Origin of the sequence: Cupriavidus gilardii, from assembly GCF_017598945.1 — a bacterium.
Taxonomy (GTDB): domain Bacteria; phylum Pseudomonadota; class Gammaproteobacteria; order Burkholderiales; family Burkholderiaceae; genus Cupriavidus; species Cupriavidus gilardii_E.
In genome coordinates this window covers 117,278-138,182 of sequence record NZ_JAGFTW010000003.1, presented here as the reverse complement: position 1 = coordinate 138,182, position 20,905 = coordinate 117,278, and the positions used below count along the sequence as shown (strand labels likewise).

Genomic DNA, 20,905 nt, shown 5'->3' with positions numbered 1-20,905 from the left:
CCTCTCCCCCGCCCCTCTCCCACAAGTGGGAGAGGGGAGAAAATCAGCGTGATGTCGTACCGCCCCCTCAACCGCGATGCGCCCACCCCGTCATCCGCTTCTCCAGCACCGCAAACAGCTCGTACATCGCCATCGCCATCACCGCGATCACCACCAGGCCGGCGAAGGCCAGCGGCATCTTCATCGCGGAGCCGGCTGATACCAGCAGATAGCCGATGCCTTCGTTGGCCGCATTCATCTCCGACACCGTCGTGCCGACGAAGGCCAGCGTGATCGCGACCTTCAGCGAGGCAAAGAAATACGGCATCGCGCGCGGCAGCCCGACCTTGAACAGCACGTCGGTGCGCCTGGCGCCCAGCACGCGCAGCACGTCCTCCAGTTCGGGCTCGAGCGTGGCCAGTCCCGTGGCGATATTGACCATCACCGGAAAGAACGAGATCAGGAACGCGGTGAGAATCGCCGGTCCTGCGCCAAGGCCGAACCACACCACCAGGATCGGCACGAAGGCAGCCTTGGGCAGCGCGTTGAAGGCGGTCATCAACGGATAGCCGGCCGCATAGGCCAGCCGCGACGATCCCATCAGCAAGCCCAGCACCACGCCGACGACGATCGCGATGCCGAAGCCCACCACCGTGGTCCAGAAGGTGCGCCAGGCATGGGCCGCGATCACGTCCCAGTAGTCGACCAGCGACACCACGATGGCCGCCGGACTCGGCAGGATGAAGTCGGACACCTCGAAGATCATGCAGGCGCCCTGCCACAACAGCAGGCAGGCGGCCAGCAGCAGCCAGGGCGCGACGCGCTCCACGCGCCGCTGGTTCGAATCGGTAAGCGTGGTCATCTCAGTGCTGGCGGACATGGCCGATCTTCTCGCGCAGCATGTGCACCAGATCGGCAAAGGGTTCGGTATAGGTCAGTTCGAGCTCGCGCGGACGCGGCAGGTCGATCGGCTTGCGCATCAGGATGCGGCCCGGCCGCTGGCTCATCACGTAGACCGTGTCGGCGAGAAACACCGCCTCGCGCAGGTCGTGGGTGACCAGAATCACGTTGAAGCGTTGCGCCTGCCACAGGTCGCGCAGCACGCACCACAGCTCCTCGCGGGTGAAGGCGTCCAGCGCGCCGAACGGTTCGTCCAGCAACAGCATGCGCGGCTCGTGGATCAGCGCGCGGCAGATCGACGCGCGCTGCTGCATGCCGCCGGACAGCTGCCACGGGTACTTGTCCTCGTAGCCGGCCAGGCCCACCGTGCGCAGCAGCGTGCGGGCGCGCTCGACATACTCGTCGCGGCGCGAGCGCAGCGTCGAGCGGTACGGCTCGACGATCTCCAGCGGCAGCATCACGTTCTGCAGCGTGGTGCGCCACGGCAGCAGCGTCGGCGCCTGGAAGGCCATGCCAACCATCTTCAGCGGGCCGGTCACCTTCTCGCCGGCGATCTTGACCACGCCGCGCGTGGCAGGCTTCAGCCCGGTGGCCAGCTTCATGAAGGTCGACTTGCCGCAGCCGGACGGGCCCACGATCGCGATGAACTCGCCGGGCTGCACCTGCAGCGAGATGTCCTCGACGGCGAACTCGCCCTGGCGGGCCAGGTCGTCGTTGTAGGCGAGCCAGACGCGGTTGAAGTCGACGAAGGGGGCCTCGGCGCCCGCGGCCGGCGCGGCGGCCGGCGTGTCCTGGACAGCGCCCGATGCTGCGGCCGATACGGCAACGTCCATCGTCATCGCAGCACGTCCAGTTCGGCCGCCGACGGCAGATAGGCGTCGGTCCACAACGCATCCGGATTGATGCGCCCCTTGGTGCCGAACGCATCGGCCACCTGCGACGCCATCAGCGACAGCCGCGGCTTGTTGACGCGCCCGAAGCCGTCGGCCTTGGCGTCGGGCGACCTGACCACGCTGTCGAGCGCCAGCTTCAGGCGCCGCACCTCCAGCTTCTCGTCGATGATGCCGTCGCGCGCCTTGACCGCCTTGATGCCCTCCTCGGGCCTGGCGATCACGTCGCGCGCCGACTTCGCGAAGGCGCGCAGGAAGGCCTTGACCGCTTCGGGATTCTTCTTCAGGAAGTCCTCGGACGCGATCACCGCGTTGCCGTACAGCTTGACGCCGTACTGCGGGTACGGCAGCACCACGATGTCCTCGTCCTTCACGCCGCGCGCATTGAGGTTCAGGATCGAGGTGAACGAGAAGCCCGTGATCGCATCGAGATCGCCGCGCGTCAGCATGGTCTCGCGCAGCGTCGGGTCCATCGCCTGCCAGTTGAAGCTCGATGCCTGCAGGCCGTTGGCCTTGGCGAAGATCGGGAAGGCGCGGCGGCCGGCATCGAAGACCGGGGCGCCGAGCCTCTTGCCGGCCAGGTCCTTCGGCGCCTTGATGCCGGACTTCTTCAGCGCCAGCACCGCGGCCGGCGTGTTGTTGTAGACCATCATCACGGCGACCGGCTTGTTCTTCGCGTCCGGGTTGTTGCCATAGAACTCCATCACCGAAGCGAGATCGGCGAAGCCCATGTCATAGGTGCCGGAGGCCACGCGGTTGACCACATTGCCCGAGCCGTTGCCGGCGTCGATCGACACGTCGAGTTTCTCGGCCTTGTAGTAGCCCTTCTGCTCGCCGAGCAGGAACAGCGCCGACGGGCCCTCGAAACGCCAGTCGAGCTGGAAGCGGATTTTGGTCGCGGCTTGTGCATGGGCGGGCGTGGCCCATTGTGTCGACAGCACCATTGCGGTGCCGAGCACCATGCCCAGCTGCAGCAGCCGGCGGCGCAGCGGCGATGGCGCCGTGCTGGCCTGTGGGCCGTCGGCGTTCTCGCCGCGATGCGTATTGTGCTTGGGATGCTGGCGTTGCGACCCGTGTTGCGATCCGTGTTGCGACCCGTGTTGCGACCTGTCCTGCGGCATGTTTGCTCTCCTGTTCGTGCCTGTTTTGCGCGAACAGTGTCTGCAAGCGATATGCCAGCCAAAACCGCATCGAACCGGCCCCAAAGCGGGGCATGGCCGCGGCGGTTTGTCTAACCAAACTTGTGCAAGAACCGATGCCGCGCGCGATTGCACGCGGTCATTGTCGACAATACGAAGGCGAGCTCAGGCGTCCTGCGTCGCGTCGCCAAGGTCGGCCGCGACCGCGGCGGCGCCTTCGATGCGGGCCAGCTCGCCGCCGCCGTCGTCCGCAGGCGTGGCGCCCTGCGCCGCGCTGCGCGCCTGGATGCGCCACATCTCGGCATAGCGGCCATCGGCGCGCATCAGCTCGGCATGCGTGCCGCGCTCGACGATGCGGCCGCGGTCCATCACCAGGATCTGGTCGGCATGCACCACGGTGGACAGCCGGTGCGCGATCAAGAGCGTGGTGCGGTTCTGCGCGAGGCGCATCAGTTCGGCCTGGATCGCCTGCTCGGTGCGCGAGTCCAGCGCCGAGGTCGCCTCGTCGAAGATCAGGATCGGCGGGTTCTTCAGCAGCGTCCGCGCGATCGCTACGCGCTGCTTCTCGCCGCCCGACAGCTTCAGCCCGCGCTCGCCGACCGGCGTGTCGTAGCCCTGCGGCAGCTCGCGGATGAAGCTGTCGATCTGCGCGGCGCGCGCGGCCTCGATGACCTCGTCGCGGCTCGCGCCGGGGCGGCCGTAGGCGATGTTGTAGTAGATGCTGTCATTGAACAGCACGGTGTCCTGCGGCACGATGCCGATCGCGCGGCGCAGGCTGTCCTGCGTCACCGTGCGGATGTCCTGGCCGTCGACCAGCACCGCGCCGCTGCCGACGTCGTAGAAGCGGAACAGCAGCCGCGCCAGCGTCGACTTGCCCGAGCCGCTATGGCCGACCACCGCGGTGGTGGTGCCGGCGGCGATCGTGAAATCGACGTCGTCGAGGATGCGGCGATTGCTGTCGTAGCCGAAGCCGACATGGCTGAAGCGCACTTCGGCGCCGTGCACCACCAGCGGGCGCGCATCGGGCGTGTCGGCGACTTCGCGGTTGGTGCCGAGCAGCACGAACATCCGGTCCATGTCGGTGGTGGCCTGCTTGATCTCGCGATAGATCACGCCAAGGAAATTCAACGGGATATACAGCTGGATCATCAGCGTGTTGACCAGCACCAGGTCGCCCAAAGTCAGAACGCCGGCCGCCACGCCCACCGTGGCGCGCCACAGGATCAGGATCAGCCCGACCGCGATGATGGCCTGCTGGCCGAAGTTCAACAGCGACAGCGAGTTCTGCGAGCGGATCGCGGCGGTCCGGTAGGTGCGCAGGTTCTCGTCGTAACGCGCGGCCTCGTAGGCCTCGTTGCCGAAGTACTTGACGGTTTCGAAGTTCAGCAGCGAGTCGATCGCCTTCTGGTTGGCGCGCGAATCGAGCTCGTTCATCTTGCGGCGGAAGTGCGTGCGCCATTCGGTCACCACCACCGTGAAGACGATATAGGCCAGCAAGGCGCCGCCGGTGATCGCCGCGAACCAGATGTCGTAGTGCAGCAGGAAGAAGCCCATCACCAGCGCCATCTCGACCAGCGTGGGAAGGATGCTGTACAGCGAGTACGAGATCAGCGACTGGATGCCGCGCGTGCCGCGCTCGATGTCGCGGCTCATGCCGCCGGTCTGCCGGTCCAGATGGAAGCGCAGCGACAGGCTGTGCAGATGGCGGAACACCTGCAACGCGATCTCGCGCACCGCGCTCTGCGTGACCTTGGAGAACAGGATCTCGCGCAGCTCGGTAAACAGCGTGGTCGACAGCCGCAGCACGCCGTAGGCGACGATCAGGCCGGCCGGCACCGCCAGCAGCGCGCGCGGATCGCCGGGCGCGATGTCCATCGCGTCGATCAGCCGCTTCATCAGCACAGGCACGCCCAGATTGGCGACCTTGGCGGCCACCAGGCAGCCAAGCGCCAGCATCACGCGCCACTTGTAATGCCACAGATAGGGAAGCAGATTGCGCACGGTCTGCCAGTCGCTGCGCTGGCCGCGCGCGCCGGAGAACAGCGGCGAGGACGGCGCCGTGGGGGCAGGCTCGTCCGTCGTGGAGTAGCGTCGCATACGTTAGAATTCGGCCGAATATGCGATTGTCGCAGAGTTCGGCGCGAGCGGTTTTCCCCTGCTTCGCCATCAACCGGATGCACCATGAACCTGACCGAAACCCTGTCGTCCCTGCCTCCCGGCAAGAACCCCGCGCTGCGCGTGGTGCCGATGCCCGCCGATGCCAATGTGCACGGCGACGTGTTCGGCGGCTGGATCATGGCGCAGGTCGACATCGCCGGTTCGATTCCCGCGGTCGAACGCGCCCAGGGCCGCGTCGCCACGGTGGCGGTCAATTCCTTCCTGTTCAAGCATCCGGTATTCGTCGGCGATCTGGTCAGCTTCTATGCCGACATCGTCAAGACGGGGCGGACCTCGATCACCGTCGAGGTCGAGGTCTATGCGCAGCGGATGCGCCATAGCAACGAGATCGTCAAGGTCACCGAGGCCACGCTGACCTATGTGGCGACGGACGAGGAAAGGCAGCCGCGGGTGCTGCCGAGGGTGTGAGGGCGCCGGCCGCGGTGGCATAGCGGGCGCCCTGCCCTCTCCCCCGGCCCCTCTCCCGCGAGCGGGAGAGGGGAGAAAACCGGCAGCGGGCCTGAGTGATATCGAGGGTGTTCTCCCTCTCCCCCTCAGGGGGAGAGGGTCGGGGAGAGGGGGTGGTTTTCCCCTCGCCCTCAACCGTTCAATTGAACTTCGAAAAATCCGGCTTGCGCTTCTCGAAGAACGCCGTGAAGGCCTCCTTCGCTTCGGGCGACTGCAGCAGCCGGCGGAACACCGCGCCCTCCTGCGCCATCTGCGCCTCCATCTGCGCGGTATCGACGCCCTTCATCAGCCGCTTGGTCTCCCGCAGCGACGACGCCGGCAGCGCCGCCAGCTTGCGCGCCTGCGCCAGCGCAAAGTCGTGCAGCTCGGCGGCCGGCACCACGCGCGTCACCAGCCCGATCTGCTGCGCCTCCTGCGCGCCGAACGGCTCGCCCAGCAGCAGCTTCTCGGCCGCGCGCTGGTAGCCGGCCAGGCGCGGCAGCAGCAGGCTCGACGCGGCCTCGGGGACCAGCCCCAGCTGCACGAACGGCAGCGAGAAGCGCGCGCTGTCGGACGCATAGACCAGGTCGCAATGCAGCAGCAGCGTGGTGCCGATGCCGACGGCCGGCCCGCTGACCGCCGCCACCAGCGGCTTGGCGGCATGGCTGATTTCGTGCAGGAACTGGAACACCGGCGCCTTGGCGGCATCCTCCTCGCTGCTCGGCGGTCGCTTCAGGAAGTCCTCGAGGTCGTTGCCGGCGGTGAAGATCTCGTCCTTGCCGCGGATCACGATCGCCCGCACGGCATCGTCGCTCGCCGCCGCGCGCAGCGCATCGGCCATCTGCTGGTACATCGCCGCGGTGATCGCGTTCTTCTTGTCCAGGCGATCGAACTCGATCGTCAGCACGCCTTGCTCGATGCGGGTCAGGATGCTCATGGTGTCTCCTTGTTGGTCGGTGTTCCTGTCGGTGTTCTGTTCGGCGATGCCGACCGCCGGAACTGCCCCGCGTACGAGGCAGTTCCGGTGCCGGCCTGCATCAAACCCGTTCGAAGATACCGGCGGCGCCCATGCCCGTGCCGACGCACATGGTCACCATGCCGTACTTCAGGTTGTGCCGGCGCAGCGCATGCACGACGGTGGCCGAGCGGATCGCGCCGGTGGCGCCGAGCGGGTGGCCCAGCGCAATCGCGCCGCCCATCCGGTTCAGTTTCGCCGGATCGAGGCCCAGATCGCGGATCACCGCCAGCGCCTGCGCGGCGAAGGCCTCGTTCAGCTCGATCCAGTCGAGCTGGTCCTGCGTCATGCCGGCCGCCTTCAGCGCGGCCGGAATCGCTTCCTTCGGCCCGATGCCCATGATCTCCGGCGGCACGCCGCGCACCGCGAACGACACGAAGCGCGCCAGCGGCACCAGGTTGCAGGCCTTCAGGATCTTCTCCGAGACCAGGATCAGCGCACCGGCGCCGTCCGAGGTCTGCGAGCTGTTGCCGGCGGTCACGCTGCCCTTGTTGGCGAACACCGGGCGCAGCTTCGCCAGCCCTTCCAGCGAGGTATCGGGACGCGGACCTTCGTCCAGCGACAGCGTGCGGGTCTTGAGCTCGACCTCGCCGCTGGCCAGGTTCGGCAGCTTCTCGACGATCTCGACCGGCGTGATCTCGTCGGCGAACTCGCCGGCCTGCTGTGCGGCCAGCGCCTTCTGGTGCGAGGCCAGCGCGAAGGCGTCCTGATCCTCGCGGCTGACCTTCCACTGACGCGCGACCTGCTCGGCGGTCAGGCCCATGCCATAGGCGATGCCGACGTTCTCGTCGCGCGCGAAGATCGACGGCGACATCGACGGCGTGTTGCCCATCATCGGCACCATGCTCATCGATTCGACGCCGGCGGCGATCATCACGTCGGCCTCGCCGACGCGGATGCGGTCGGCCGCCATCGCGACGGCGCTCAGCCCCGAGGCGCAGAAGCGGTTCACGGTGATGCCGCCGACCGAGGTCGGCAGGCCCGACAGCAGCGCGCCGATGCGCGCGACGTTCAGGCCCTGCTGCGCTTCGGGAATCGCGCAGCCGACGATGGCGTCTTCGATCAGCGCGGGGTCCAGGTTCGGCACCTGCGCCAGCGCGGCGCGCAGCGTGGTGGCCAGCAGGTCGTCGGGCCGGTAGTGCTTGAACGCGCCCTTGGGCGCCTTGCCGATCGGCGTGCGGGTCGCGGCAACGATATAGGCGTCTTGCAGTTGTTTCATGATCGATTTCCTCGCGTGCCGATTAGTTGCGCACCGGCTTGCCGGTCTGCAGCATGCCCATGATGCGTTCCTGCGTCTTGGCGTTGCCCAGCAGTTCGATAAAGGCGCGGCGCTCCAGCGCCAGCAGCCATTCCTCGCTGACCAGCGCGCCCGCTTCGACGTCGCCGCCGCAGACCGCCTCGGCGATGCGCGAGGCGATCAGGAAGTCGTGCGCGGAGATGAAGCCGCCGTCGCGCATGTTGACCAGCGACGCCTTGATGGTGGCGATGCCCGAGCGGCCCGCCACCGGCACCAGTTCGCCCTGCGCGGGCGGGCGGTAGCCGGCCTCGTGCAGCGCGCGCACTTCGCTGCAGGCGACATGCAGCAGCTCGTGCACGTTGAAGACGATCGGGTCGCTCGGCTGCAGATAGCCCATCTGCCGCGCCTCCAGCGCCGAGGCCGAGACCTTGGCCATCGCCGCGTTCTGGAAGCGCTGCGTCAGGAATTGCAGATAGTTGGTGCTGCCCGCGGCCTGCGCCGCGCGCCCCGCCGCCAGCGCGGCCTCCTTCAGCCCGCCGCCGGCCGGCACCAGGCCGACGCCGACCTCGACCAGGCCGACGTAGGTCTCGAGCGCCGCCACGCGCCGCGCCGAATGCAGCATCAGCTCGCAGCCGCCGCCCAGCGCGATGCCGGACGCCGCCGACACCACCGGCACCGCGGCGTACTTGACCCGCATCATGCCGTCCTGGAACTTCTTGACGAACGGTTCGACGCCCTTGGCGCCGCCCATCATGAAGGCCGGCATCGCCGCCTCCAGATTGGCGCCGGCCGAGAACGGGCCGCCCGGGGCGCCCAGCTGCAGCGAGGTCGGCTGCCAGACCACCAGGCCCTTGTAGGCGCTCTCGGCCAGATCGATCGCGCGGATCAGTCCGTCGATGGTGTCCGGCCCGATCGTGTTCATCTTGCTGTTGAACGAGATCACCAGCACGTCGTCCTGGCCCTCGCAGACCCAGATCCGCACCGCGTCGTTCTGCTCGACGGTGCGGCCCGCCTTGCGCGGATCGATCGCGTCGCTGCCCTTGAGCGCGGCGCGGAACGCCTGGCGGCGATAGACCGGCAGCCCGCTGCGGCCGACGAACGATTGCGTGGCCGGCGACCACGAGCCCTGCGCCGAATGCACGCCCTGGTTGTCCGCCACCGGGCCGGCGAAGACCCATTCCGGCAGCGGCGCCTTCGACAGCGCCTTGCCGGCCTCGATGTCTTCCTTGACCCATTGCGCGACCTGCTGCCAGCCCGCGGCCTGCCAGTCCTCGAACGGACCCGAATTCCAGCCGAAGCCCCAGCGGATCGCCAGATCGACGTCGGCCGCCGAGCCGGCGATCTGCTCGAGGTAGACGGCGATGTAATGGAACACGTCGCGGAAGATCGCCCACAGGAACTGCGCCTGCGGGTTGCCCGATTCGCGCAGCAGCTTGATGCGCTCGGCCGGCTCCTTCTTCAGCATGCGCGCGACGATCTCGTCGGCCTTGCCGCCGGCGTCGACATACTGGCCGGTCTTCGCGTCCAGCACCTTGATCTGCTTGCCTTCCTTCTTGTAGAAGCCGGCGCCGGTCTTCTGGCCCAGCGCGCCGGCATCGACCAGCGACTGGAGCACCGCGGGCGTGCGGTACACCGGCGCGAACGGATCGTCCTGCAGGTTGTCCTGCATGGTCTTGATCACGTGGGCCATGGTGTCCAGGCCCACCACGTCGGCGGTGCGGAAGGTCGCCGACTTGGCGCGCCCCAGCTTGCTGCCGGTCAGGTCGTCGACCACGTCGAACGGAATACCGTACTTCTCGGCCTCGGCGAACACGGCCAGGATCGAGAAGATGCCGACCCGGTTGGCGATGAAGTTGGGCGTGTCCTTCGCGCGCACCACGCCCTTGCCGAGCGTGGTGGTCAGGAAGGCTTCCAGCCGGTCGAGGATGGCGGGCTGCGTCGCCTCGGTCGGGATCAGCTCGACCAGATGCATGTAGCGCGGCGGATTGAAGAAGTGCACGCCGCAGAAGCGCGCCTTCAGCTCGGTGTCGAAGCCCTCGGACAGCGCGGTGATCGACAGGCCTGAGGTGTTGGTGGCGAAGATCGCGTCGGCGCCCAGATGCGGGGCGACCTTCCTGTACAGGTCGTGCTTCCAGTCCATGCGCTCGGCGATCGCCTCGATCACCAGATCGCATTCCTTCAGCAGCGCGAGGTCGTCCTCGTAGTTGGCGGCGCGGATCAGGCCGGCGTCGTCCTTCAGGCCGAGCGGCGCGGGGGACAGCTTCTTCAGGTTCTCGATGGCCCGCAGCACGATGCCGTTCTTGGGGCCTTCCTTGGCCGGCAGATCGAACAGCACCACCGGCACGCGGGCGTTGACGAGGTGGGCGGCGATCTGCGCGCCCATGACGCCGGCACCGAGCACGGCGACTTTCTTGACGATGAAATTGGACATGCGCGCTCCTGGGAGGTGAGCCTTGAATGAATGGTGCCCCACAGTCTTTCTCCCCTCTCCCGCCTGCGGGAGAGGGGTCGGGGGAGAGGGCTTGCGGCGGCAATGCCGGCGATATCGCCCAGCGATCGCCGCTGCCCTCTCCCCTGCCCCTCTCCCAAAGGGAGAGGGAACACCGACAGGGTATTTTCAGTGCCTCAGAACAGTTCCGCGTCCAGCGCCATCAGCGTGCTTGCGCCGGCGCGCGCCATGCGGATCTGCGCGGCAGTCTCCGGCAGCAGCTTGGCGAAGTAGAAGCGCGCGGTCGCCAGCTTGGCGACATAGAACTTGTCGCCGCTGTCCTGCTTCTCCAGCGCGATCTTCGCCATGCGGGCCCAGAAGTAGGCGAACACCAGATGGCCGACCACACGCAGGTACGGCACCGCGGCGGCGCCGACCTCGTCGGGATTGCCCATCGCCTTCATGCCGATCTCCATCGTCAGCTTCTGCACCTTGTCGCCCAGGTCCGCCAGCGGATTGACGAACTCCTGCATCGCCTCGTTGGTGCCCTCGGCCTCGACGAACTCCTGCACGATCTTGCCGAAGGCCTTCATCTTCGCGCCCATGTCGCCGAGGATCTTGCGGCCCAGCAGGTCCAGCGCCTGGATCGTGTTGGTGCCCTCGTAGATCATGTTGATGCGGGCGTCGCGCACGTACTGCTCCATGCCCCATTCGGAGATGTAGCCGTGGCCGCCGAACACCTGCATGCCCTCGTTGGTGGCGATGAAGGCGTTGTCGGTCAGGAAGGCCTTGATCACCGGCGTCAGCAGCGCGACCAGGTCGCCGGCCTGCTTGCGCACGGCCTCGTCCGGGTGCGACAGCTCGCGGTCGATCTGCAGCGCGGTCCAGTAGCTGAACGCGCGGCCGCCCTCGGCGAAGGCCTTCTGCGTCAGCAGCATGCGGCGCACGTCAGGGTGGACGATGATCGGATCGGCCGGCTTGTCCGGTGCCTTCGGCCCGGTCAGCGAACGCATCTGCAGACGCTCCTTCGCGTAGGCCACCGAGTTCTGATAGGCGACCTCGGTCAGCCCCAGGCCCTGCATGCCGACGCCCAGCCGCGCGGCGTTCATCATCACGAACATCGCGTTCAGGCCCTTGTTGGGCTCGCCGACCAGCCAGCCGCGCGCGCCGTCCAGGTTCATCACGCAGGTGGCATTGCCGTGGATGCCCATCTTGTGTTCGATCGAGCCGCAGACGATGCCGTTGCGCTCGCCCGGAATGCCGTCGGCATCGGGAATGAACTTCGGCACCACGAACAGCGAGATGCCCTTGGTGCCCTGCGGCGCGTCAGGCAGCCGCGCCAGCACCAGGTGGATGATGTTGGCCGACAGGTCGTGCTCGCCCGCCGAGATGAAGATCTTGGTGCCGGTCAGGCTGTACGAGCCGTCGTCCAGCGGCTCGGCCTTGGTGCGCAGGATGCCCAGGTCGGTGCCGCAGTGCGGCTCGGTCAGGCACATGGTGCCGGTCCATTCGCCCGATACCAGCTTGGGCAGGTAGCGCTGCTGCAGCTCGGGCGTGCCGTGCGCGTGCAGCGCCTCGTAGGCGCCGTGCGACAGGCCCGGATACATGGTCCAGGCCTGGTTCGCCGAGTTCAGCATCTCGAACAGCGCGTTGTTGACCAGGATCGGCAGGCCCTGGCCGCCGAATTCGGGATCGCACGCCAGCGCCGGCCAGCCGGCCTCGACGTACTGCCGGTAGGCTTCCTTGAAGCCCGACGGCGCGGTGACGACGCCGTCGCCGTGGTGGGTGCAGCCCTCGCGGTCGCCGCTCTGGTTCAGCGGGAAAATGACTTCCGAGCAAAACTTGCCGGCTTCCTCGATGACCTGGTTGATGGTGTCCGCATCGACGTCGGCGTGCGGCGGCATCGCCTTGAGCTCGGCCTCGACGCCGAGCAGTTCGTGCAGCACGAATTGCATGTCGCGCAGCGGAGCGGTGTACTGGCCCATCAAGATCTCCTTGGAGTTGGCGAAGCCGCCGCGCCGCTCGTGCTGTCAGGCACGCAATGACCGCGGCGGCATCAGGTACGGTAGGACTGAATCAGCTTGTTGAGCGCGACCATGGCAAGCTCGGCGCTGTCGGGCAGGCGCAGGAAGCGGGCATCGTGATGCAGCCCCAGTTCGAGGCTGTACATCTCGAACAGCATCAGGCGCGGATCGCAGTCCGCGCGCAGATGCCCCTCTTCCTTGGCCTGTTCGATCGCGCGTGTCAGCGCGGCCCGCCAGATGGTGACGCTCTTGATCAGCTCGTCGCGCACCGGGCTTTCCGCGCGGTCGTCGTATTCGACCGCCCCGCTGATGTAGATGCAACCGGTGGTGACTTCCTGGATCCGTTTTTCCATCCAGCGCCGCACCATCGACCACAGGCGCGGCAGACCGCGCGGCTCGTTCAGCGAGGGATAGAAGACCTCCTGCTCGAACCGGCGGTGATACTCGCGCACCACCTCCACCTGCAGGTCTTCGCGCGAACCGAAATGCGCGAACACGCCGCTCTTGCTCATTTGCATGCGTTCCGCGAGCAGACCGATCGTCAAACCTTCGAGTCCGTCGCGGGACGACAATTCCAGTGCGGCGTCGAGAATCGCCACGCGCGTCATCTCCCCCTTGCGCATCGGGGCGGGAGAAGCGTTGGTGGCGGATTCGAGACGGGCTGACTGGTGTCGCATGATTTTTTCTCCGTACTTTTTGCGGCATCGGTTCGCGATGCCGCGCTTGGCCCTGGCCTGTTGTGTCGATCGCCGCGGAGCCGCCGGGTAGAGGCGGAACCGGGGTGGCGAATGCACGCAGTCTAAGCCAAAAAAGAACGGTCGTTCAGATTATTCTGGCCGCGCCTGCCGCTATCAAGTTTTTAATTAGACCTTCGTTTCTAAACCGAACTGCGCTGCAACATCGGGCCGATCGCGAGCATGCGCGGCGCAGTCCAGGCCGTCGCCGCGCCCCTTGCCCGGATGCCGGCGGCATTTTGCCGCAAGGCAGCACCGGCTCGCCATCTTCAATAGCGGCCGGCCGCGCCGGCCACCATGACGCCGAAGCGCAACAGCATGTAGGCAGTCCAGTCCAGACAGCGGCGCAGACGGCCGCGACGCGCATGATCCTCGGGCACGACCCGCGCGCTGCGCAGCGCGATCGCCCGCTCCAGTTCGTCGCGCAGCTGCGCGGCAAAGGCCTCGTCGTAGACCGCCACGTTGGCCTCGCGCGCGAGCAGCAGGCTGAACGGATCCATGTTGCTGGAACCGACCGTCGCCCAGCTGTCGTCGACCACGGCGACCTTGGCGTGCAGGAAGCTCTCGGCGTACTCGTGGATCTCGACGCCCGCCTCGAGCAGCGTTGCGTACAGCGCGTGCGTCGCATAGTGCTGCAGCCGGTACTCGACCATGCCCTGCAGCAGCAGCCGCACGCGCACGCCACGGCGGCGGCAGGCCAGCAGCGCGCGCCGCATCTTTACCCCGGGCAGGAAGTAGGCGTTGGCGATGATGACATCGTGCCGCGCCGAGCCCAGGGCCTGCAGATAGGCGCGCTCGATGGTGCGGCGATTGCGCAGGTTGTCGCGCAGCAGCAGCGCCGCCCGCACGCCGCCTTCGGTCGGCGAAGGCAGGGAGCCTTCCGGCAGCGGAAAGTCGGCGGCGAGGCCGGACAGTCCGCCCGACATGCCGCTCGACATGCCACCCTCCGGCCCGCCGCCCTGCATCTGGCCGCGCAGCGCGAGCCGCCACCACAGCCGCTCCGCGGTCAGCGCGATCTGGCCGGCCAGCGGACCGGTGACCCGCACCGCGAAGTCGTAGCGCGGACCGAGCTGCGCTTCGTCGAAGGGGCCGTGATTGTGGTCGTCGATGATGTTGATGCCGCCGACAAAGGCAATGCGCCGGTCGATCACCGCCAGCTTGCGGTGCAGCCGGCGCAGATGCCGGCGCGCCAGCCGAAAGCCCCGCAGCGGGCGGTACACGCCCAGCCTGACGCCACCCTGCCGCAGCCGCTCGGCCAGCGCGGGCGGCATGTCGCCGGCGCCGAAGCCGTCGACCAGCAGATGGACGCGCACGCCGCGCTCGACCGCGCGCAGCAGCGCGTCGGCGACGGCCTGGCCGATCTCGTCGTCGGCGTAGATATAGGTCTCCAGCGAGACCGACAGCACCGCCTGGTCGATCGCCGCGATCAGCGCGGCAAAGTATTCGGCGCCGCCGCGCAGCAGCTCGACGCGATTGCCGCCGACCGGACGGCCCGGACCGGTGCGCTGCAGCCGGGGGCTGTGCCGCCCTGCCAGCACCGCGGCGGCCGTGGCCTCGGTGGCTTCGGTGGCTGCATCGGTGGCATGGGCGGCGGTCGTGGCGGTGCGGGTGGTGTCGCTTGAACGCTCGGACGAGGACATGGCCGCATTATCGGTCACCTCGCGGCGGAAACGCCACCCGGCGGGCATCGACGGGCGCAGCGGGGCAAAGCCGGACGAACGCGCGCCGACTCTGCTATCGTCGCGCTTTGTTTCCGACGTCGTCTCCGGCTTCGTCCCTGACATCGTCCCCACCGGCGCCCCCGCGCACTGAGCTGATTCGATCGTGAAGGTATTCGGTATCGCCGGCACTTCCGGCAGCGGCAAGACCACCTTGCTGGACCAGTTGATCCCCCGCTTCGTCGCGGCCGGGCTGCGCGTGGCCGGCGTCAAACATACCCATCACGGCTTCGACCCGGACACCCCCGGCAAGGATTCGTGGCGCATGCGCGAGGCCGGCTGCGCCAATGTGGTGCTGGTCGGCGCCCGGCATCTGACGCTGATGCGCCGCTATGAGGAAGGGGCGACGCCGCCCGAACTGGCCGACGCGCTGGCGGTGCTGCCCGCCGATACCGACCTGGTGCTGGTCGAGGGATACAAGCACAGCGACGTGCCCAAGCTCGAGGTTTATCGCCCGGGCCACGGCCGGCCGCCGCTGTGGCCCGAAGTACCGGGCATCGTCGGCGTCGCGACGGACTCCCCGGACGAAGTGGCCGCGCTGACGAGGCTGCCGGTGCTTGATCTGAACCGGATCGACGCGATCGAGGCGTTCGTGCGCGAACACGCCGGGCTGTAGACGAGCCCGACCCGAGGCGGCGGCTAGCCGGCCGCGCCCGCGGTCTCGTCGCTATGCCTTGGATTGGCCTCGGGTACCTGCGGCCGCGCCAGCTCGGCGACCAGCGGCACATGGTCCGAGCGCTGCGCCCAGTCGCGCCCGGTCAGCACGCGGGCCCGCTCGATCTCGAAGCCGCGCACGTAGATCCGGTCGAGCTGCCACCACGGCATATGGCTCGGAAAGGTATGCAGCCGCGAGCCGCGCGCCTGCGAGGCTTCCAGCGCGCCCAGCGTATTGCAGATCAGCGCATCGAGCCGGTGATTCCAGTCGTTGAAGTCGCCGGCGATCACCAGCGGCGCATCGGCCGGCACCACGTTGCGCACCCGTTCGACCAGCGCCTCGGCCTGGCGCGCGCGGCTGCGCGCGAACAGGCCGAAATGCACGCAGATCAGATGCGCCTCGATGCCGTGGATATCGGCCACCGCATGCAGCAGCCCGCGCTGCTCGAAGCGATGGTCGGAAATATCGAGGTTTTCCGACATCAGGATCGGATGGCGCGACAGGATCGCGTTGCCGTGATGCCCGTGGTCGTAGACCGCGTTGCGGCCATAGACCGAATGCGGATAGGCGTCGGTCGCCAGGTAGTTCAGCTGCGTGTAGTCGGAATCGAACAGCGAGGCGGCCACCAGGCGGTCGTTGCGGTCCTGCACTTCCTGCAGGAAGACGATGTCGGCGTCGACCGTCTGCAAGCCATCGCGGACATGCTGGATGCGCGGACGGCGCGCGAAGCCGGTCAGCCCCTTGTGGATGTTGTAGGTGACCACGCGCAACTTCATCGCGCGCCCCCGGGCTCGCCGGCGGCGCTCGCCGTGCCCGCGGCACCCCCGGCGCCCGCCGCGCAGGCGGTGGCGCCGGCCGCCGCGCGCCAGGCCAGCTGGCGCACCGCTTCGGCGTTGCTCGACGAGAAGCAGCGCGCGGCCGCCTGTTCCCACGGCAGCCAGACCGACTGCAGATGCTCGCGCGGCGCGAGCGTGACGGGCAGCGGCCGGTCGACGCACAGGCCGAACCAGTGCTCGACATTGCGCGTGACCCCGGGCGCATAGCGATGGCGCCATTCGGGGTAGATCTCGTATTCGATGTGGTGACCCCAGTCCTGCAGCCTGTGCTCGCTGGCAACGATGCCGGTTTCCTCGGCCACCTCGCGGGCGGCGGTCAATGCCAGGGGTTCGTCGGGGGTATCGAGGCTGCCGGTCACCGATTGCCAGAAGCCGGGACGATCGGCGCGCTCCAGCAGCAGGACCTGCAGATCGGTCGTATGAATCACGACCAGCACGGATTCGGGAATCTTGTAGGGCATGGGATCGGGCGGGAACAGGCTGACAAGCTTAACGCAGTTGCCCGCCGGCGCCACCGGCGTTAGTCCGACAAGCCCGGAGCGCGTGGGGATGATGTGATGGACGGGGCACTCAGGATGGTGTTCTCCCTCCGGTGTTGTCCCTCTCCCCTTCAGGGGGAGAAGGTCGGGTGTTCTCCCTCTCCCCCTCAGGGGGAGAGGGTTGGGGAGAGGGGGTGGTTTCGTGCGACGGTGACATATCGACCGCCGCTGCCCTCTCCCCCGCCCCTCTCCCGCAAGCGGGAGAGGGGAGAACACCCATCAGGCCCGTTCCTCGCGCACCGAACCGGCTTCGCGCACCCAGCTGTCGAACACCTCCGGCGAATCGCCGTGGCCCCAGGCGGCGCGCAGCTGCTGCATCAGCGGCGCCAGCGACTCGGTGTAGCGGGCGGCGGCGGCGTGGGCTTCGGTCGCCAGTGCCTCGGCGGCCTGGTTGGCGCGCGCCTGCATCTCGGTGCGGGCCTGTGCGACCTCCTTCTCGCGCTGGCCGAGCGCGTGGTACTTCTGGATCAGGAAGCGCTGGTAGTCGCCGCCATCGGCCTGGGCGGCCTGCGCGGCCTGCGAATTGACCTGCTCGAAGCGCAGCACGATGCTGGCGGTCTCCTGCTCGATCTGCGCGGCCTCGGCCACCAGCGCCTGCGCCGCGTCCTGCAGCGCCAGCGCGTCGCGGCGCCGTGCCTGCAGTTGCGCCGCCATCGTTTCGAAATTCCGCTGTGCGGCGAGGTAGGCTTGCACCACCGGCTGCGGCGCCACCACCAGCAGCGGATCGGCACCGCTGCCGCGACGGCCCGTCAGCAGCGCATCTTCCGGCAGGCGCAGATTGCCGACTTCCTCGAGCCAGCGGCCGCGCGCCATCACCGCCGCCACCGTGTCCAGCGCCACGCGGCGCAGCGCCTCGGCACGCTGCATCTGTACCGCGCCGCCTTCGGCCGCGGCGCTGCCGACCTGGGCGGCATGGGCGATATCGGGGACGCAGGCGGCCACCGTGGTCGCCACCGATTCCGACATCGCCTGCGCGGACTTGCGCACCGCGCGGCGCAGCTCGAAGCGCGCCAGCAGCATCATCACCAGCCCGGCGACCAGCCAGGTCAGGATCGTCTCCGCATGCTGCAGCAGGAATTGGCGGATCAGTTCGATATCCAGTGTCACCTTTGTTCTCCCTTGTCAGGTGCTTGGCCAGCCGGCGGCAGCCCGTTGGATGACCGTGCGAGGTGGCCGATCGTTCCCATGGGAAACAATTGGAAACCTCGACGCCCTCCGCCAGCCTACACAAACAAAAAACGGCCGCGCTCGCGCACGGCCGTCTCTCTTGCTACGTCGTCAGCGGCATCACGCCGAAGCCTTCGGCTCGGGCGTGCGCAGGCGGATATGCAGCTCGCGCAGCTGCTTCTCGTCGACCGAGCTCGGCGCCTGCGTCAGCAGATCCTGCGCGCGCTGGGTCTTCGGGAAGGCGATCACGTCGCGGATCGAATCGGCGCCGGCCATCATCGTGACGATGCGGTCCAGGCCGAAGGCGATGCCGCCATGCGGAGGCGCGCCGTACTGCAGCGCGTCGAGCAGATAGCCGAACTTGGCGCGCGCCTCTTCCTCGTTGATCTTCAGCGCGCGGAACACCTTGCTCTGCACGTCCTCGCGGTAGATCCGCACCGAGCCGCCGCCGATTTCCCAGCCGTTGAGCACCATGTCGTAGGCCTTGGCGATGCACTTGCCCGGATCGGTGGCCAGGTACTCCAGATGCTCGTCCTTCGGGCTGGTGAACGGGTGGTGCATCGCGACCCAGCGGGCGTCTTCCTCGTCGTACTCGAACATCGGGAAGTCCACCACCCACAGCGGCTTCCACGCGTCCTCGAACAGGCCGTTGGACTTGCCGAATTCCGAATGGCCGATCTTCAGGCGCAGCGCCCCCATCGCGTCGTTGACCACCTTGGCCTTGTCGGCGCCGAAGAACAGGATGTCGCCATCCTGCGCGCCCGAGCGCTTCAGGATCTCGGCGATGGCCGCGTCATGCAGGTTCTTGACGATCGGCGACTGCAGGCCGTCGCGGCCCTTGGCCACTTCGTTGACCTTGATCCAGGCCAGGCCCTTGGCGCCGTAGATCGCGACGAACTGCGTGTAGGCATCGATCTCGCCGCGCGAAATCTGGCCGCCGCCGGGCACGCGCAGCGCGACCACGCGGCCGTTGTCGCTGTTGGCCGGCGCCGAGAAGACCTTGAAGTCGACGTCCTTCATCACCTCGGTCAGCTCGGTGAACTCGAGCTTGACGCGCAGGTCCGGCTTGTCCGAGCCGAAGCGGGCCATCGCCTCGCGGAATTCCATCACCGGGAACTTGTCGTCGAGCGCCACGCCGATGGTGTTCTGGAACACCGTGCGGATCATGTTCTCGAACAGGTCGCGGATGTCCTGCTCGGTCAGGAACGAGGTCTCGCAGTCGATCTGCGTGAATTCGGGCTGGCGGTCCGCTCGCAGGTCCTCGTCGCGGAAGCACTTGGTGATCTGGTAGTAGCGGTCGAAGCCCGACACCATCAGCATCTGCTTGAACAGCTGCGGCGACTGCGGCAGCGCGAAGAAGTGGCCCGGGTTGACGCGCGACGGCACCAGGTAGTCGCGCGCGCCTTCCGGCGTGCTCTTGCCCAGCATCGGCGTCTCGATGTCGATGAAGCCCTGCTCGTCCAGGTACTTGCGCACTTCCATCGCGACCTTGTAGCGCAGGCGCAGGTTGTACTGCATCTGCGGGCGGCGCAGGTCCAGCACGCGGTGCGTCAGGCGGGTGGTCTCCGACAGGTTGTCGTCGTCGAGCTGGAACGGCGGCGTGACCGACGGGTTCAGCACGGTCAGCTCATGGCACAGCACCTCGATCTTGCCCGAGGTCAGGTTGGCGTTCTCGGTGCCGGCCGGGCGCGCGCGCACCTTGCCGGTCACGCGGATGCAGAACTCGTTGCGGATGTCCTCGGCGACCTTGAACATCTCCGGGCGGTCCGGATCGCAGACGACCTGCACCAGGCCTTCGCGATCGCGCAGGTCGATGAAGATCACGCCGCCGTGGTCGCGGCGCCGTTGCACCCAGCCGGTCAGGGCCACTTCCTGGCCGGTCAGTTGTTCGGTCACGAGACCGCAGTAGTGAGTTCGCATGGAGGACATAGGAGGAATTCCCGGTAAGGCGCGGCCGCGCTCGGGCGGCCTGCGGTCAATTGGAGTGCGATGGGTCGGCGGCGGAGGCACCGGAAGCCGCCGAAGCGGCGGACGCTGCGGCGCGGCTCGGCGCGGCCTTGCGCGGCAGCTCGGCCGGCGCGACCACGCCCATCGACACGATGTATTTCAGGGCGGCATCGACGGTCATGTCGAGCTCGATGGTGTCGGCCTTGGGCATCATCAGGAAGAAGCCCGAGGTCGGATTCGGCGTGGTGGGCACGTAGACGCTGACATACTCGCCCTGCAGGTGGTTCTGCACGTCGCCGCCGGGCCGGCCGGTCAGGAAGGCGATGGTCCACGAGCCCTCGCGCGGGTACTGCACCAGCAGCGCCTTGCGGAAGGCGTTGCCGGACGAGGACAGCAGCGTGTCCGAGACCTGCTTGACGCTCGAATAGATCGGCCCCACCACCGGGATATGGTGCAGCAGGGCTTCCCACCAGCGCACCAGGCGCTGGCCGATGAAGTTGTGCGTCAGCACCCCGACCAGCAGGATGAACAGCAGGGTCAGGATGGCGCCCAGGCCGGGCACGCGCATGCCGAACAGCTGGCGGTCGAACTGCCAGGCCTCGGGCAGCAGCGCGAGGCTCTGGTCCATCGTGCCGATGATCAGGCTGAGCACCCACAGCGTGATGCCCAGCGGCACCAGCACCAGCAGTCCGGTCAGGAACCAGGTCTTCAGTGCGGAAGTTTTCTTGTTGGCGGCCACGTTCCTTCCTGGTTCAGTGGCAGGCGCAGGCGCTGCCGCAGCCGCCGGCCGCGGGCGCCGCGCTGGCGGACGCCGACGTCTCGGCCGGCTTGGCCGCGCCCGCGTCGCCGGTGCTGCTCGCGCCCGAGCCGGCGCTGGCGTTGCCGCCGTTGTTGCCGCCGCGGAAGTCGGTCACGTACCAGCCCGAACCCTTGAGCTGGAAACCGGCCGCGGTCAGCTGTTTCTTGAAGGCCCCCGCCGTATTGCAGGATGGGCAGTCGGTGAGCGGAGCATCGCTCATTTTCTGCAGCACATCGCGCCCATGGCCGCAGGCGTCGCAACGGTAGGCATAGATCGGCATTGTGGCTCTCCGGG

Annotated in this window: 19 protein-coding genes; 3 read left to right on the top strand and 16 right to left on the bottom strand. The window is 67.9% G+C overall.

The genetic code is table 11. From position 1 onward, the window contains the following. Nucleotides 1-67: 67 nt before the first annotated feature. From J5T34_RS01865 to J5T34_RS01850, 4 genes are all read right to left on the bottom strand, one after another. Nucleotides 68-841 (bottom strand): ABC transporter permease, encoded by a 774-nt coding sequence (locus tag J5T34_RS01865; RefSeq protein ID WP_208578150.1) that lies wholly within the window; start codon nt 839-841, stop codon nt 68-70. Between the two features lies 1 nt (nt 842). Next, nucleotides 843-1,718 carry an ABC transporter ATP-binding protein gene (locus tag J5T34_RS01860; RefSeq protein ID WP_432207619.1) on the bottom strand — a complete coding sequence of 292 codons (876 nt, stop codon included), beginning with the start codon at nt 1,716-1,718 and terminating at the stop codon, nt 843-845. Beyond that, nucleotides 1,715-2,731, bottom strand: coding sequence for an ABC transporter substrate-binding protein (locus tag J5T34_RS01855; RefSeq protein ID WP_208578148.1), 1,017 nt, complete (start codon nt 2,729-2,731; stop codon nt 1,715-1,717). The genes J5T34_RS01860 and J5T34_RS01855 overlap by 4 nt, the downstream gene beginning before the upstream one ends. 342 nt (nt 2,732-3,073) lie before the next feature. Further along, a complete protein-coding gene (locus J5T34_RS01850; protein ID WP_208578122.1) occupies nt 3,074-5,005 on the bottom strand; it encodes an ABCB family ABC transporter ATP-binding protein/permease in 1,932 nt (643 codons plus the stop codon). Nucleotides 5,006-5,089: 84 nt separating this feature from the next. Between J5T34_RS01850 and J5T34_RS01845 the strand changes: the two genes are divergently transcribed. Beyond that, nucleotides 5,090-5,494 carry an acyl-CoA thioesterase gene (locus J5T34_RS01845; RefSeq protein ID WP_208578120.1) on the top strand — a complete coding sequence of 135 codons (405 nt, stop codon included), beginning with the start codon at nt 5,090-5,092 and terminating at the stop codon, nt 5,492-5,494. A 178-nt stretch (nt 5,495-5,672) separates the two neighbouring features. Here J5T34_RS01845 and J5T34_RS01840 read toward each other — a convergent pair whose 3' ends face one another. From J5T34_RS01840 to clsB, 6 genes are all read right to left on the bottom strand, one after another. Further along, nucleotides 5,673-6,449: an enoyl-CoA hydratase gene (locus J5T34_RS01840; protein WP_208578118.1), complete on the bottom strand. Its 777-nt coding sequence runs from the start codon at nt 6,447-6,449 to the stop codon at nt 5,673-5,675. 100 nt (nt 6,450-6,549) lie between these two features. Further along, a complete protein-coding gene (locus tag J5T34_RS01835; RefSeq protein WP_208578146.1) occupies nt 6,550-7,749 on the bottom strand; it encodes an acetyl-CoA C-acyltransferase in 1,200 nt (399 codons plus the stop codon). Nucleotides 7,750-7,768: 19 nt separating this feature from the next. Next, a complete protein-coding gene (locus tag J5T34_RS01830; RefSeq protein WP_208578116.1) occupies nt 7,769-10,195 on the bottom strand; it encodes a 3-hydroxyacyl-CoA dehydrogenase/enoyl-CoA hydratase family protein in 2,427 nt (808 codons plus the stop codon). Between the two features lie 194 nt (nt 10,196-10,389). Beyond that, the gene (locus tag J5T34_RS01825; RefSeq protein WP_208578114.1) at nt 10,390-12,177 is read right to left on the bottom strand and encodes an acyl-CoA dehydrogenase C-terminal domain-containing protein; all 1,788 of its coding nucleotides are present in this window, start codon (nt 12,175-12,177) and stop codon (nt 10,390-10,392) included. Between the two features lie 71 nt (nt 12,178-12,248). Continuing rightward, nucleotides 12,249-12,839: a TetR/AcrR family transcriptional regulator gene (locus J5T34_RS01820; RefSeq protein ID WP_006578334.1), complete on the bottom strand. Its 591-nt coding sequence runs from the start codon at nt 12,837-12,839 to the stop codon at nt 12,249-12,251. Nucleotides 12,840-13,219: 380 nt separating this feature from the next. Then, the gene (clsB, locus tag J5T34_RS01815; RefSeq protein ID WP_208578112.1) at nt 13,220-14,590 is read right to left on the bottom strand and encodes a cardiolipin synthase ClsB; all 1,371 of its coding nucleotides are present in this window, start codon (nt 14,588-14,590) and stop codon (nt 13,220-13,222) included. Between clsB and J5T34_RS01810 the strand changes: the two genes are divergently transcribed. Further along, entirely contained in the window at nt 14,589-14,762 is a 174-nt protein-coding gene (locus tag J5T34_RS01810; protein WP_208578110.1) for a hypothetical protein, read from the top strand. The two genes, clsB and J5T34_RS01810, sit on opposite strands and share 2 nt — an antisense overlap. Before the next feature lie 12 nt (nt 14,763-14,774). Then, on the top strand, nt 14,775-15,284 hold the full coding sequence (gene mobB, locus J5T34_RS01805; RefSeq protein ID WP_208578108.1) for a molybdopterin-guanine dinucleotide biosynthesis protein B: 510 nt from the start codon (nt 14,775-14,777) through the stop codon (nt 15,282-15,284). Between the two features lie 23 nt (nt 15,285-15,307). On the opposite strand, the gene J5T34_RS01800 is transcribed toward mobB, so the two are convergent. From J5T34_RS01800 to J5T34_RS01775, 6 genes are all read right to left on the bottom strand, one after another. Beyond that, the gene (locus J5T34_RS01800; RefSeq protein WP_174108993.1) at nt 15,308-16,099 is read right to left on the bottom strand and encodes an endonuclease/exonuclease/phosphatase family protein; all 792 of its coding nucleotides are present in this window, start codon (nt 16,097-16,099) and stop codon (nt 15,308-15,310) included. Continuing rightward, nucleotides 16,096-16,620, bottom strand: coding sequence for a dihydroneopterin triphosphate diphosphatase (gene nudB / locus J5T34_RS01795; RefSeq protein ID WP_208578106.1), 525 nt, complete (start codon nt 16,618-16,620; stop codon nt 16,096-16,098). The genes J5T34_RS01800 and nudB overlap by 4 nt, the downstream gene beginning before the upstream one ends. Before the next feature lie 297 nt (nt 16,621-16,917). Further along, complete coding sequence (locus J5T34_RS01790) at nt 16,918-17,805, bottom strand: hypothetical protein (protein WP_208578104.1); 888 nt, start codon at nt 17,803-17,805, stop codon at nt 16,918-16,920. 180 nt (nt 17,806-17,985) lie between these two features. After that, nucleotides 17,986-19,794: an aspartate--tRNA ligase gene (aspS, locus tag J5T34_RS01785; RefSeq protein WP_208578102.1), complete on the bottom strand. Its 1,809-nt coding sequence runs from the start codon at nt 19,792-19,794 to the stop codon at nt 17,986-17,988. A gap of 46 nt (nt 19,795-19,840) precedes the next feature. Beyond that, on the bottom strand, nt 19,841-20,551 hold the full coding sequence (locus tag J5T34_RS01780; protein WP_208578100.1) for a DUF502 domain-containing protein: 711 nt from the start codon (nt 20,549-20,551) through the stop codon (nt 19,841-19,843). 13 nt (nt 20,552-20,564) lie between these two features. Beyond that, nucleotides 20,565-20,891 (bottom strand): FmdB family zinc ribbon protein, encoded by a 327-nt coding sequence (locus tag J5T34_RS01775; protein WP_208578098.1) that lies wholly within the window; start codon nt 20,889-20,891, stop codon nt 20,565-20,567. Nucleotides 20,892-20,905: the final 14 nt, after the last annotated feature.

Excerpts from the sequence above, each read along its gene's own strand:
- J5T34_RS01865 (WP_208578150.1), bottom strand. The coding sequence starts at position 841 with ATGACCACGCTTACCGATTCGAACCAGCGGCGCGTGGAGCGCGTCGCG.
- J5T34_RS01860 (WP_432207619.1), bottom strand. The coding sequence starts at position 1,718 with ATGACGATGGACGTTGCCGTATCGGCCGCAGCATCGGGCGCTGTCCAG.
- J5T34_RS01855 (WP_208578148.1), bottom strand. The coding sequence starts at position 2,731 with ATGGTGCTCGGCACCGCAATGGTGCTGTCGACACAATGGGCCACGCCC.
- J5T34_RS01850 (WP_208578122.1), bottom strand. The coding sequence starts at position 5,005 with ATGCGACGCTACTCCACGACGGACGAGCCTGCCCCCACGGCGCCGTCC.
- J5T34_RS01845 (WP_208578120.1), top strand. The coding sequence starts at position 5,090 with ATGAACCTGACCGAAACCCTGTCGTCCCTGCCTCCCGGCAAGAACCCC.
- J5T34_RS01840 (WP_208578118.1), bottom strand. The coding sequence starts at position 6,449 with ATGAGCATCCTGACCCGCATCGAGCAAGGCGTGCTGACGATCGAGTTC.
- J5T34_RS01830 (WP_208578116.1), bottom strand. The coding sequence starts at position 10,195 with ATGTCCAATTTCATCGTCAAGAAAGTCGCCGTGCTCGGTGCCGGCGTC.
- J5T34_RS01825 (WP_208578114.1), bottom strand. The coding sequence starts at position 12,177 with ATGGGCCAGTACACCGCTCCGCTGCGCGACATGCAATTCGTGCTGCAC.
- J5T34_RS01820 (WP_006578334.1), bottom strand. The coding sequence starts at position 12,839 with ATGCGCAAGGGGGAGATGACGCGCGTGGCGATTCTCGACGCCGCACTG.
- J5T34_RS01810 (WP_208578110.1), top strand. The coding sequence starts at position 14,589 with ATGGCCGCATTATCGGTCACCTCGCGGCGGAAACGCCACCCGGCGGGC.
- clsB (WP_208578112.1), bottom strand. The coding sequence starts at position 14,590 with ATGTCCTCGTCCGAGCGTTCAAGCGACACCACCCGCACCGCCACGACC.
- J5T34_RS01800 (WP_174108993.1), bottom strand. The coding sequence starts at position 16,099 with ATGAAGTTGCGCGTGGTCACCTACAACATCCACAAGGGGCTGACCGGC.
- nudB (WP_208578106.1), bottom strand. The coding sequence starts at position 16,620 with ATGCCCTACAAGATTCCCGAATCCGTGCTGGTCGTGATTCATACGACC.
- aspS (WP_208578102.1), bottom strand. The coding sequence starts at position 19,794 with ATGTCCTCCATGCGAACTCACTACTGCGGTCTCGTGACCGAACAACTG.
- J5T34_RS01775 (WP_208578098.1), bottom strand. The coding sequence starts at position 20,891 with ATGCCGATCTATGCCTACCGTTGCGACGCCTGCGGCCATGGGCGCGAT.